Here is a 13,322-nt window from a genome sequence, read left to right on the forward strand (position 1 = left end):
TCAACTGACAGATAAATCTGTCAGTAAAATATTTTATAAAAAAATCCTGTCAGTAACTGACAGGAAAATAAATTAAATCTATTTTCTCATTAAATGTAGAAAAGAGATTAGTTTTCTTCAATTGGGCTTTCCACTTTTGTTTCGGCTGGTGTTTCTTCAACAACAGTCGTTTCTGGTGTTACACCACTTTTTACAGTTTTTACGGCTGCACGGTCGAAAGTCAAAATCACACCTTCACAATCAAGTTCAATTGTTCCTTTTGCTGAATCAATGCTTGAAAGAATTCCGTGCAATCCACCAATTGTTACGATTTCTGAACCTGGTTGCATTGCATCCAATTGTTCTTGGCGTTTAGATTGTTGTTTCTTTTGTTGACGGTTCATGAAGAACATCATCCCACCCATAACGACAACGATAAAAATAAGAGATAAGCCTGACATTTCTGTCTCCTTTATAAGTTTTATTCAAATTTAAGTTCATTTTCGAACATTCTTCTTATTCTATCATAGTTTGAAAACTCTGTCAAATCAAGCTTTAGAGATGTTTACTTGCTTCTCGAATTGAAAGTTTCGCCATTTTATTTTCATGTTCTTCAATAAATTTTATGACCCAAGCAGAATTTGTTTTTGCCAAATCTCGCAAAGCCCAACCTATTGCTTTCGTAATAAAAAATTCATCAGCAAAAGAACTTCCTAAAAGATTTTTTTCAATATTATATGAAAGTAATTCTAAATCTGTTTGATTTTTAAAGCTTAATTGACAGTCAATTGCGATTCGTCGAAGCCAAAAATTTTCGGCTTGAGCACATTCTTTTACGAGAGTCTTGACCTGTTCATAAGCAGTTGAGTCATTTTCGGTCGCTTGTTTACGACCTGTCAGTAAAAGATGACCAACTAATTCATCTAAAGCATCAACCGTATCCCACCATGATTTACTGACAGTCAATTTTTTTATCTTTTCCATGTCATCAAAAATAAACCATTTCTTCATTTGATGAAGATAATCTAAAGCCAGATATTGAAATTCACGCTCAGGCAAATTCCAAAATTCAAAAACAAGCTCCCAATCAATTTGCTTATCTGCCTTTTTTTCCTTTAGAAAATCTTTTGCCAAAAGACGTCTTTCTGGCGTTTTTAAACCAATAAATTCAAACTGGTGACGCAAATATGCTGCTTGTTTTTCAGCATTTTCTTCATTCTTATGTTGGCGAAACTCTTCTATAATATTAATCATTTCATTCCTTTCAAATTTTTACTTATGATAAGCCGAACCTCGATTAATCATTTGTGCCCGATAAATTTGTTCTACTAAAACCAGACGCATCAGTTGATGAGGAAGTGTCATCCGCCCAAAAGAAATTTGCAAATCACTTCGTTGATAGACTTCCTTTGAAAGTCCTAAAGAACCTCCAATTACAAAAACAAGATTTCCTGTTCCGTAAACTTCAGCTTTCTTCACAAAATCAGCCACTTCCTCTGATGACATTAATTTTCCTTGAATGGCTAAAATAGCTAACTGATCTCCTGCTTGAATCCGTGATAAAATTTTCTCACCTTCACGTTTTTTCAATGCCTCTGCTTCTTTTTCGGAAGCATTATCTGGAATTTTTTCATCTGCTAGCTCAATAATTTCAAGTGGCAGCATCGTTCCCATTCGTTTAACATATTCAGCAATTCCATCTTTTAAATACTTTTCTTTAAGTTTTCCAACAACTACTAATTTAATCTTCATTTTTATTTTTCTCTCTAAATTAAAACTTTATTACTTAAAAATTAACAACTTTTCCCCAGTTTTTTGATTACTTTTACACTTTCAAGAATAAAAACATTTATAAATTCTTAAATTTATTTTATAATTTTACCCTTTTCCCCCATTGAAAACAAGATGAAAACATGATTTATCAACATTTTTTTACTTTTTTCCACTTTTCTGTGGAAAACTTTATTAAAATATCCACTTATCCTCATTAATTTTTAGATTATCCACAAAAATGTGGAGAAACTATATTAGTTTGATTTTTGTTACTATTAAGGTATTATTAAGTGAGAGTAGATATAATTACATCATAGAAATGCTACAAAGAGTAATAATTGAAAGGAATTATTTATGGCAAAAGCTAATATAGGAAAATTGCTATTAACAGGTGTCGTGGGCGGAGCCATCGCACTTGGAGGAAGTGCAATCTATCAAAGCACTACAAATCAATCGGCAAATAATAGTCGTTCAAATACAACTAGTACAAAGGTTAGTAACGTTTCGGTAAATGTCAATACCGATGTTACCTCTGCAATTAAAAAAGTTTCAAATTCTGTCGTTTCTGTTATGAATTATCAAAAAGATAACTCACAAAGTAGTGACTTCAGTTCAATTTTTGGTGGAAATAGCGGTTCAAGTTCATCGACTGATGGCTTACAGCTTTCTAGTGAAGGCTCTGGTGTCATCTACAAAAAATCTGGTGGTGATGCCTACGTTGTAACTAACTACCACGTTATTGCTGGTAATAGCTCACTTGATGTTCTGCTTTCTGGTGGACAAAAAGTCAAAGCTTCTGTGGTTGGTTATGATGAATACACAGACCTTGCTGTTCTTAAAATCAGTTCTGAACATGTCAAAGATGTGGCGACATTCGCTGATTCTAGTAAATTAACAATTGGTGAACCTGCCATTGCCGTTGGCTCACCTTTAGGTAGTCAATTTGCTAACACCGCAACTGAGGGAATTTTATCTGCAACAAGCCGTCAAGTGACTTTGACCCAAGAAAATGGTCAAACAACTAATATCAATGCAATTCAAACAGATGCTGCCATTAACCCTGGTAACTCTGGAGGGGCTTTGATTAATATTGAAGGACAAGTTATTGGAATTACTCAAAGTAAAATTACAACAACTGAAGACGGTTCTACTTCTGTCGAAGGTTTAGGATTTGCGATTCCTTCTAATGATGTCGTAAATATCATTAATAAACTTGAAGCTGATGGTAAGATTTCACGCCCTGCTTTAGGTATCCGAATGGTTGACCTTTCACAATTATCAACAAATGACAGTTCTCAATTGAAATTACCAAGCAGTGTAACAGGTGGGGTTGTTGTTTACTCCGTCCAATCTGGACTTCCTGCTGCCTCAGCTGGTTTGAAAGCTGGAGATGTAATTACAAAGGTTGGCAATACAGCAGTAACTTCTTCAACAGACTTGCAAAGTGCTCTTTACTCACACAATATCAATGATACAGTAAAAGTTACTTATTATCGTGATGGTAAATCAAATACAGCAGATGTTAAACTTTCTAAATCAACCAGTGACTTAGAAACAAGCAGTTCATCTTCTTCTAATTAATAACTTAATAATTTAATGAAAGTCTTCTGTAAATAGAAGGCTTTTTTCATACTAAAGTCTGAAATTTTTAAAAATAATAAATTTCCATTTTTCTTTTATTGATTTATGGTAAAATAAAGTTAAGCATGAAAATTTTACTTTACTTAGAAGCCGAACAATTTTTGAGTCATTCAGGAATTGGTCGTGCAATGAAACATCAACAACGCGCCCTTGATTTAATGGGCATTGACTGGACAAAAAATCCTGAGGATGATTATGATATCCTCCATTTAAATACTTATGGCTTTAGCAGTTGGAAAATGTTAAAGAAAGCAAAAAAAGCTGGAAAAAAAATAATCTTCCATGGTCATTCGACCAAAGAAGATTTTCAAAATTCCTTTATTGGCTCAAATATTGCTGCTCCTTTCTTTAAACAATATTTAATGCACTTTTATCGTGCTGCTGATTTAGTCATTACACCAACTGATTATTCTGCTAGTTTGCTCCGTTCTTACGGAATTAAATGTCCAATCTTACCTATTTCAAACGGAATTGATTTGACTAAATATTCTCGAAGTGAAGCCAAAGAGCAAGCCTTCCGTGAATATTTTTCACTAAAATCTGACCAAAAAGTTGTCGTGACAGCTGCCCTTTATTTTAAACGTAAAGGGATAGATGATTTTATTAAAGTGGCTGAAAGAATGCCCGATGTGACTTTCATTTGGTTTGGTTATCAAAATCTTTGGACTATTCCTGGTTGGATTCGTCGAATTGTTAAGAAAAATCATCCGAAAAATGTTCTTTTCCCAGGTTATATCAAGGGAGATATTTTTGAAGGAGCCATGTCTTCTGCAGATGCCTTCTTTTTCCCTTCTCGAGAAGAAACTGAAGGAATCGTTGTTCTTGAAGCACTTGCTAGTCACCAAAAAACTGTCGTTCGAGACATCCCAGTTTATCATGGCTGGCTTGATTCAACTTGTGTAAGTATGGCAACAGATGTTGAAGGTTTTGTCAATCAACTTCAGGATGTTTTAGATGGAAAGGTTGACAAGACAAAAGAGGCTTATCAAGTAGCTGAAAGTCGGACAATTGAAAAAGTTGCCCAACAATTAGCTGATGCTTATCAGCAAACTTTAGAACTTTAATTTTTAAAAATTACTGACAGAAAGAAAAAGTAGTTGCTGACCAAGCTGTCAGTAAAATTTTCTTACTAAAATTCTTGTCAGTAAAAAAATAAAAAATTTACAGAAATATAAACGGGAATTTATTTATGAGAGTTGGACTTTTTACAGATAGTTACTTTCCACAAATCAGTGGAGTAGCAACAAGTATTCGCACTTTGGCCCTAGAGCTTGAAAAATTAGGGCATGAGGTTTTCATTTTTACAACAACAGATCCAAATGCTGATGTGGACCACGAACGAAATATTATTCGGCTGCAATCCATTCCTTTTGTGAGCTTAGCAGAACGTAAAATTGTCCTCAAAGGTGTTTTTGCTGCTTATTTAATTGCTAAAGAATATGATTTAGATATCATCCATACGCAAACTGAATTTGGAATGGGAATTTTAGGTAAAATGGTTGCTGCTCAATTACGCATCCCTGTCATTCATACCTTACATACTAAGTATGAAGATTATGTTTACTACATCGCCAAAGGACGCTTAATCCGTCCAAGTATGGTTAAATACATTATTCGTAATTTCCTGCGTGGAACTGAAGCGATTATTTGTCCAAGCGAAATGGTTTTGGAAACTGTCAATAGTTACGGTGTCACTCTTCCTAAACGTGTCATTCCAACAGGAATTGAAATTGACCGTTTTAAACGTGATGACATTAAACCTGAAGAAACAGCAAAATTAAGAGTCGAGCTTGGTCTTGCAGAAAATGAAATCATGTTGCTCAGTCTCTCACGGATTGCGGCTGAAAAAAATATCCAAGCAGTGATTCATGCATTACCAGATATTTTAGAAGAGTTTCCCGTGAAACTTGTAATCGTTGGTCATGGTCCATATGCCGAAAATCTAAAAGAATTAGTTAAAGAACTTGAACTTACTGATAAAGTTGTCTTCACAGGCCCAGTTGAAAATGAGAAAACAGCCTATTATTATAAAGCTGCTGACTTCTTCATTTCTGCTTCTACTTCAGAAACCCAAGGCTTGACTTATCTTGAAGCAATGGCAGCAGGGACAAGAGTCCTAGCTGCTAAAAATCCTTATTTGTCTGAATTAATTAATGACGATGAATTCGGACAACTCTTCATTGGTGATGATGATTTAGCTGAAGTTACCAAAAAGGCAATTCGTGATTTACATCCCATTGATAAAGATAAATTTGAAAAGAAACTTTATGAAATTTCAGCGGAAAATTTTGCTAAAAAAGTTTATCTCTTCTATATTGACACCATTATTGAATACAATAACCTTAAGTCTATTGAGGCGGAACGTTTTCCAATGAAAATGGAAGATACCATTCGTCAAATGCCAGTTACTGTTAAACGTTCACTTAAAAGAGAACAAATTCGAGCAAAATATTTTGCCAGAAAAGCCAGTAAACTTGCCAAAAATCTACAAAGTTATGTTAAAATAGATAAGGACAAAGAACAGGACTAATGGGGTCAATCCTAAGAACTGTCCCTTTGAAAAACAATTGGAAGTAAAAAACAATTTTATAAAAACAGAGTTTTGCTTTGCAGAACACCGAAAGGAATTTTTAAGAAATGAAATCACATTTGTTAGCAATTATGAATCGCTTAAACCGTTTGGTTGAAGGTGGTGACCCAAAAGAAACTTATAATTTTGAACGTGAAGGCGAAGTAATGCTTACTGTAAGTTACAGTCCAGAAGATGAAGCTTTTGCTTTGCGTTATCCTAAACAAAAAGATGCTTCATTGTTCGATGATATCGACCTTGTTGCCATTGAAATTTATGATATGATTTATTAAAAAGTTACTGATGAAAAGATTAGGATAAACCTAAGAGCTTTCATCAGTATTTTTTTATCCTAATTCTAACATTTCTTAAATGTTGTTGAACTTTTACATTTTTTATAGTAGAATATCAATAAAATACAATTGGAGATGTTTATGAAAAAGAAAATTTGGATGTCCTTGGGACTTGCTGCACTTGCAGTTTTTTCCCTTTCTGCTTGCTCAACTAAAAACTCTGATGAGGCCAAAAAGGCCTTTATTTCAGATACAGTTGCCTTGAATAATTCTAAAGACTATAATGCTCAAAAAGTAAAAGTTGATGTTAATGAATTCAAAATTCATGGTGGTGGAGATAATTCTGAATTCAACAAGATTTTTAACAAGGGTGCTGGACTCGATTTTAATATTGGACTTGATAAGACTAACCAACTTGCAGTTCTTGATGGAAAATTGACAGTCGCTAAAAAAGATTATGATTTAGGATTTATGATGTCACAAAAAGGGCTTTATATTAGTAGTTCAGACATTAAATCACTTTATGATAACAATAAAGATTTAATTCCAAGTTCTGCCGAGGATACGGCTACAATTTACGGAGCTATGATTGATAGTCTCAATAAATCATATTTACTGATTGATTCGCAAACGCTTGATTCAAATGTTCAATCTTCTAAAGATAACTGGGAATCAACGCTTAAGCAACTTTTTGAATCAAATTCAAAAATGAGTGAAGCTGATTTAGAGAAACAATATAAAGAGATTCCGAATTCTGATTTCACCAAATCTGGAAATAAAGTGACTGTGGAATTTTCTGGTAAAGATATTGACCTCAATGATTTAATCAATAATTTGAGTGCTACTTATTCTATTCCTAAAGAACAAACAGAGCGATTAATCAAAGAAAGTAAAAATATTGATATCAGCAAACTTTCTGTTAAATTAACTGTAGATAAAAAATCTCATGAAATGACTGGAAAACTGACTGGTAGTATTTCTAATACAAAAGAAAAAACAAGTGCTGACCTTGATATTTCTTTAGCCTCAACGCGTAGCAAACTAAAAGAAACACTTAAAGAGCCTGCTGCTACAGACACTAATACACTCGAAGAAGTGCAAAATGCAGCCATTGAAAAATTAATGGCGCAAGCAAGTGCGATTTAATAAAAAAGTTACTGACAGAAATTTCTGTCAGTAACTTTTTTTAATGTTTTCCATAATAAATTTCACCAATTTCATCAGTGTAAGTTCCGTCATCATTATGAACAATCAAAGGCGGTAAGAAAATTTCGCCCCCTTCTTTGCCGTCTTTAATCGCATCAATCAATAAAATATTTGCTGGTTGATTTGCCTTAGGATAAACAAATTGAATCCATTTAGGTTGCAAATTATTAGCACGCATTTTGTCTACAATTTCTAAAAAACGCTCTGGTCTATGAACCATGGCAATATGTCCGTTTGTTTTGAGTAATTTTTTACTGACAGAAAAAATTTCATCCAGATTTGTCGTCAATTCATGACGGGCCAAAGTATAATGCTTACTTTCATTTAAATGACTTTCATCTGAATCCACTTTAAAATAAGGTGGATTACAAAAAATCAAATCTGCACTTGAAGTATGAAGATGGTCAAGCGCCCGATTAAGATTATCATTAATGACAGACATTCTGTCAGTAAGTCCATTGAGTTCAATTGAACGAGTTGCCATATCAGCCAAACGTTCTTGAATCTCTAATTCAATAATTTGAGCATTTGTTTTAGAACTCGCAAAAAGTCCGACAGCACCATTTCCCGCACATAAATCTACAATTTTACCCCGTTTTGGTAAGCGCGGAAAACGAGCTAACAAAATCGCATCAATGCTAAAAGAAAAAACCTCTCGGCTTTGAATAATTTTTACCCCACTGCTGGCGATTTCATCAATTCTCTCATCCATGTTCAATTCGATATTTTCCATAATTTTATTATAACACAGCCAGTAAGGCGAAACAAAATTTCGTGCTGTTGACTCTCCGTCTAATTACTATTTCGCTCCCTTCGTCAGCTGAATTGTCCATACTCTCTACGGCAGTAAACTGCCAAGTTCTAGTGGCAATCAAGTCCCATCGGCCTTAGCGGGTTGCCTTTCTACTAATCCGAAAAAGGGTGAAGATACGGGCAATGAGTATTTTAACATAGCCCCTAACCTTTCTTCTAACAGTACCCGTTAAAAAACGATAATCAGCCCCAGCTAATTATCGTTTTTATTTATTTTGTCAATAAACGTGAAGAAGTGAGCAGTTTAATTCTATCAATAATCTTTATTATTTAGCTTCATACCAAGTCTTACCAGTATTTTCATCCACTTTTAATGGGACAGCAAGTTCAATCGCTTCTTCCATCGTTTGTTTTACCAAGGCCTTAATTTCATCTAATTCCTCTAAAGGAACATCAAGGATAATTTCATCGTGTACTTGCAATAATAATTTTGATTTAAAATCACGAGCACTCAAAGCTTTATCCAAATTAATCATCGCAATTTTCAAGATATCAGCTGCCGAACCTTGAATTGGTGAATTAATAGCCGTCCGTTCTGCAAAACCACGAACATTAAAATTACGAGCATTAATATCTGGAATCTTACGACGACGGTGACTCATTGTTTCAACAAAACCTTTGTCTCGTGCCTCGCGAACAATATTTTCCATATAGGTTTTAATCCCAGGATAACGTTCAAAATAAGTTTCAATGTAATTTTTAGCATCTTTTCTTGTAATTCCAAGATTTCTTGCTAAACCAAAATCGGAAATTCCATAGACTACTCCAAAATTGACTGCTTTAGCATTTCTACGATCATTAGCAGTCACATCTTCTGCTTTTTCAATGCCGAAAACACGCATAGCCGTTGAAGTATGGATATCAGCTCCATGTTTAAAGGCATCAATCAAATGTTCATCCCCGGAAATATGTGCCAAAACCCGCAATTCAATTTGTGAATAGTCAGAACTCAATAAAAGCGAATCCTTGCTTGGGACAAATGCTTTACGAATTTTTCGTCCTTCCTCAAGTCGAACAGGAATGTTTTGTAAATTCGGGTCAACTGAACTCAAACGTCCAGTTTGAGTCAAATCTTGAACATAACGTGTATGAATTTTTCCATCATCTGCAATTTGAGGAATCAGACCTTTCACGTAAGTTGATTGTACTTTATTGATTTGACGATATTCCAAAATTTTTGCTACAACGGGAGATAAAGCAGCTAAGTCTTCTAAAACATCCACTGCCGTTGAATAGCCTGTTTTTGTTTTCTTTCCAACCGGTAGCTGTAATTTTTCAAATAAAATCACACCCAACTGTTTTGGTGAATTAATATTAAATTCTTCACCAGCCAAGTCGTAAATTTCACGCGTCAAAGAAGCCAATTTTTCTTCATTTTCCGCACCAATTTCTTCCAGTGTATTTTGGCTGACAGCAATCCCTGTAATTTCCATTTTTGCTAAAACTTCTGCTAATGGTAATTCCATATCAGATAAAAGATGCTCTTGTTCATTTTCAAGCAATTCAGCCATCATTTTTTCTTTGGCCAAGGCAAGCACTTTAATTTTACGAGCTAAATGTTCAAATAAAACCGCATCATCAGGTAAAGCAATTTTTGTCCCTTTGCCAAAAATTTCTTCATCCGTTGCCAAATGTCCGCTATTGAAAAGTCTTGCAATCGTCGAAATTTTATTATCTTCTGTTGTTGAAATTAGATATTTTGCAAGCATTGCATCAAATTTGACCAAAGGTAATTCGATATCCAAGTGACTTAAAAGTACCCGATTTTTCTTGAAATCATAAGTATTTTCAGGGAACTTCATTTTTGTCAGTAAATCTATATTTTTAGAAACATAAATTTTCTCAGCATTTCCCCAGGCAAAAGCCACAATTTGCTCACGATGATAATTTTCCCCTAAAGTTTCCAAATAGAAGAAATCATCAGCATTTACCTTTTCACTGATAGAGCCATCATTAACTATTTCAAAATCAATTTCGTCAACAACTTTTTCGTCAGTAACTTCTCCACCAGCCTCAGCCAATAATTTACTTTTGAATTGAGCAAATCCCATTTCATCATAAAATTGACTAAGTTCATCAACCTTTTTACCTTTTAAAAGCGTATCATCTAAGCCAATTTCAATTGGAGCTTTCGTATTTATCGTTGCCAATTGTTGTGACAAAAAAGCCATTTCTTTGTCAGCAATTAGATTTTCTTTCATTTTGCTGGCTTTCAAAGAATCAACATTTTCATAAAGATTTTCAAGCGACCCAAACTCTTGTAAAAGTTTAAGGCCAGTTTTTTCGCCAACTTTTGTCACGCCAGGGTAATTATCAGAAGAATCGCCCATTAATGCTTTTAAATCAATAAATTGGGCTGGAGTCAATCCCATTTTTTCTAAAAGATAATCAGGTGTAAACTCCTCAAACTCAGCAACACCCTTCTTAGAAATTTCAACTCGCGTATTTCCATCCACAAGCTGAATCATATCCTTATCACCCGTCACAATAGTAACATCAAAATTAACATTTGGGGCTTCCGCCATTTTGTCCAAAGTCCCAATAATATCATCAGCCTCATAGTTAGCTAACTCATAATGACGAATTCCCAATTTCTCAATCATTTCCTTGATAAAAGGTAATTGCTCACGAAATTCATCTGGTGTTTTTGAACGTCCACCTTTATAGTCAGCAAACATTTCCGTACGAAAAGTTGTTTTTCCTGCATCAAATGCAATCAAAACATGTGTGGGCTCAATCCGTTCCATCAATGAAGAAAGCATTGTATGAAATGCAAAAATAGCATTAGTATGTAACCCATTTGGCGCTTTAAAGCGATCTATCTGATTATATAGCGCAAAAAAGGCCCGAAAGGCAACCGATGACCCATCAATTAGTAAAAGTCTGTCCTTGTTCTCCATTTTATTTCCTATCTCTTCCATATTTCTATACTTTTATCCATTCATCTAAGTAAATATTATCTTAAAACACATAAAAACGAGCTTTACTAAATTATAACATTTTCACCACTTCTTTTGGAACTGCTCAACTTTAAGCATGGTCATTCAATTATTTTAAAAAAAATAATCAATAATCCTTGACATGGAACGCGTTCCATAATTTAAAATAGACTTAATCAAACAAAGGAGCTTAATCACATGAAAATTAAACACATTTTTACAGATATGGATGGAACATTACTTGACTCACACGGAAGTGTATCAGACACGAACCACTGGTCTATTTATTACAGTGACCTTCCAATCACATTAGTTTCAGCCCGCAGTCCCTTAGAAATGAGCAATATTGTAGAAAAATTACAACTCACAACCCCTCAAATCGCCTTTAACGGGAACCTAACCTTCACCCAAAATCAATTTGGACTACAAATTATTGATAAAAATCCCCTAGCTTCAGAAACCGTCTCACAACTATTAAATTACATCTCAACAGAATTTCCCAATGTCAGCTTAAATTGGTATAGTCTTGCTCACTGGTACATTAACAAACAAGACAAAGGAACCTTTATCCAAAAAGCAATAACAGGTATAGAACCTAAAATCAAAGCCTTTGATGGTCAATCAGAAATATATAAAATAATGATGATTGTCTTTGATTCTCAAGAACTCTTACAACTTCAAGCTCAACTAAATAATCTAAACATCCCCAATATTTCAGTTCAACAAAGCGGACAATGGTATTTAGAAATTACATCTGATAATAAAACAAAAGCCGACGCTGTACAATCAATACTTGATAATAAAAATTTAGACTTTCAGGAAATTGCCGCTATTGGTGATGGTCATAATGATATTCCACTTCTCCAATCAGCTGGACTCTCTATTGCCGTAGATAATGCTAACTCCGAGGTCAAAAAACATGTTAAAATGGTTGTAGCAAAAAATACTGACCATGGTGTCGCTGAAGCAATATCAGCTATTAATACCATTAACGAACAGGTGATATAATGACCTCTTTATCCGATTTATCGAAACTTAGCGGCTATTCAAAAGCTACCATCTCTCGTGCCCTTTCTGGGAATGGCTATGTTTCAAAAGAAGCACGTAAAATTATTTTGGACTTAGCTAAAGAACTTGACTATACTCCCAATGCAATCGCACAGGATTTATCGGCTGGTACAACAAAAAATATCGGAGTTGTCCTCCCCTACGTCAAGCATCCGTTTTTTGGGCAAATATTAGAAGGAATTCTGGATAAAAGTTTTGAAACCGGTTATAAAATCGTCATCCTCCCTTCAAATTATGACCAAAATCTAGAAATTCAATACTTAGAACAACTCCGAAAAAAAGCATTTGAAGCATTAATTTTTACCTCAAGAGAAGTTTCTGAACAAACCGTTCATAAATACCAAAAATATGGCCCAATTATTTTATGCCATAAACCTAAAAGTAAAAAAATAGCCGCCAGTTATGCAGAAAGAAAAATTGGATATCGAAACGCTCTAGAATGGCTTCAAGAACAAAATTGTAATAATATTGGGTTTCTCTTTGCACGTTATAAAAGTCCAACTACATCTGTTACTCTCCAAACCTATAAAGAAATATACGAAGAAAAAGTAAGAGATGAACAAATAAAAACGGGTGCAGTATCTTCAGCAGACGGTTACAAATTGGGGCCCCAACTTACACAATTTGATGCAATATTTGCAAATTCTGATGATATTGCTGCTAATGTTTGGCGTTGGTTTGAACAACAAAAAATACCTAAACCTGTTATTATTGGCCAAGAATCATTAATATCTGGTCAGGTTCTCAATATTCCAACCGTAAATAATCACTTTCAACAAGTAGGACGTTGCGCATTTGAATTGGCTATTTCCAAAGAAATTCAGCAACTAGCAATTAAATCAGAGTTTATTCTAAATCGTTAAATAAAAAAAGGCCCGAGAGGTCTTTTTTATTTATTCATACATTCTATCTCTTGAATCTCGTTAGCGAGATAAAAAAAGAGGAGCCATAGCTCCTCCAGTTCACTTGGCCACTCGCCTATCTCCCAGGGGGCAACCCCCAAGTACTTCCGCCGTAGATGGACTTAACTTCTGTGTTCGA

Annotated in this window: 12 protein-coding genes; 7 read left to right on the forward strand and 5 right to left on the reverse strand. The window is 34.4% G+C overall.

The features are described 5' to 3' along the window. Nucleotides 1–107: 107 nt before the first annotated feature. From yajC to rlmH, 3 genes are all read right to left on the reverse strand, one after another. Nucleotides 108–440 (reverse strand): preprotein translocase subunit YajC, encoded by a 333-nt coding sequence (gene yajC, locus HFD15_RS12575; protein WP_003130588.1) that lies wholly within the window; start codon nt 438–440, stop codon nt 108–110. A 94-nt stretch (nt 441–534) separates the two neighbouring features. Beyond that, a complete protein-coding gene (locus HFD15_RS12580) occupies nt 535–1,233 on the reverse strand; it encodes a DNA alkylation repair protein (protein WP_039116470.1) in 699 nt (232 codons plus the stop codon). Between the two features lie 18 nt (nt 1,234–1,251). Then, entirely contained in the window at nt 1,252–1,731 is a 480-nt protein-coding gene (gene rlmH, locus HFD15_RS12585; RefSeq protein WP_003130585.1) for a 23S rRNA (pseudouridine(1915)-N(3))-methyltransferase RlmH, read from the reverse strand. Nucleotides 1,732–2,106: 375 nt separating this feature from the next. Between rlmH and HFD15_RS12590 the strand changes: the two genes are divergently transcribed. The 5 genes from HFD15_RS12590 to HFD15_RS12610 all read left to right on the forward strand — a co-directional run bounded on the left by HFD15_RS12590 (nt 2,107) and on the right by HFD15_RS12610 (nt 7,401). Beyond that, a complete protein-coding gene (locus HFD15_RS12590; RefSeq protein WP_167593668.1) occupies nt 2,107–3,333 on the forward strand; it encodes a S1C family serine protease in 1,227 nt (408 codons plus the stop codon). Nucleotides 3,334–3,458: 125 nt separating this feature from the next. Beyond that, nucleotides 3,459–4,457, forward strand: coding sequence for a glycosyltransferase family 4 protein (locus HFD15_RS12595; RefSeq protein ID WP_023189027.1), 999 nt, complete (start codon nt 3,459–3,461; stop codon nt 4,455–4,457). Nucleotides 4,458–4,582: 125 nt separating this feature from the next. Continuing rightward, nucleotides 4,583–5,923, forward strand: a complete 1,341-nt coding sequence (locus HFD15_RS12600; RefSeq protein ID WP_012898632.1) for a glycosyltransferase family 4 protein — start codon at nt 4,583–4,585, stop codon at nt 5,921–5,923. Nucleotides 5,924–6,030: 107 nt separating this feature from the next. Next, nucleotides 6,031–6,255: a YkuJ family protein gene (locus HFD15_RS12605; protein ID WP_003130579.1), complete on the forward strand. Its 225-nt coding sequence runs from the start codon at nt 6,031–6,033 to the stop codon at nt 6,253–6,255. A 141-nt stretch (nt 6,256–6,396) separates the two neighbouring features. Continuing rightward, on the forward strand, nt 6,397–7,401 hold the full coding sequence (locus HFD15_RS12610; protein WP_012898633.1) for a hypothetical protein: 1,005 nt from the start codon (nt 6,397–6,399) through the stop codon (nt 7,399–7,401). A 40-nt stretch (nt 7,402–7,441) separates the two neighbouring features. Here HFD15_RS12610 and HFD15_RS12615 read toward each other — a convergent pair whose 3' ends face one another. Both HFD15_RS12615 and polA read right to left on the reverse strand, forming a co-directional pair. Further along, nucleotides 7,442–8,194: a tRNA1(Val) (adenine(37)-N6)-methyltransferase gene (locus HFD15_RS12615; protein ID WP_058208877.1), complete on the reverse strand. Its 753-nt coding sequence runs from the start codon at nt 8,192–8,194 to the stop codon at nt 7,442–7,444. Between the two features lie 346 nt (nt 8,195–8,540). Then, nucleotides 8,541–11,174, reverse strand: a complete 2,634-nt coding sequence (gene polA, locus HFD15_RS12620) for a DNA polymerase I (RefSeq protein WP_039116474.1) — start codon at nt 11,172–11,174, stop codon at nt 8,541–8,543. Between the two features lie 237 nt (nt 11,175–11,411). On the opposite strand from polA, the gene HFD15_RS12625 reads away from it, so the two are divergent. Beyond that, nucleotides 11,412–12,221 carry a Cof-type HAD-IIB family hydrolase gene (locus tag HFD15_RS12625; protein ID WP_025017133.1) on the forward strand — a complete coding sequence of 270 codons (810 nt, stop codon included), beginning with the start codon at nt 11,412–11,414 and terminating at the stop codon, nt 12,219–12,221. After that, complete coding sequence (locus tag HFD15_RS12630; RefSeq protein ID WP_039116477.1) at nt 12,221–13,144, forward strand: LacI family DNA-binding transcriptional regulator; 924 nt, start codon at nt 12,221–12,223, stop codon at nt 13,142–13,144. Before HFD15_RS12625 ends, HFD15_RS12630 begins: the two co-directional genes overlap by 1 nt. Nucleotides 13,145–13,322 lie beyond the last annotated feature (178 nt).

It is taken from the genome of Lactococcus sp. EKM203L (genome assembly GCF_011800585.1).
Lineage (GTDB): Bacteria > Bacillota > Bacilli > Lactobacillales > Streptococcaceae > Lactococcus > Lactococcus lactis.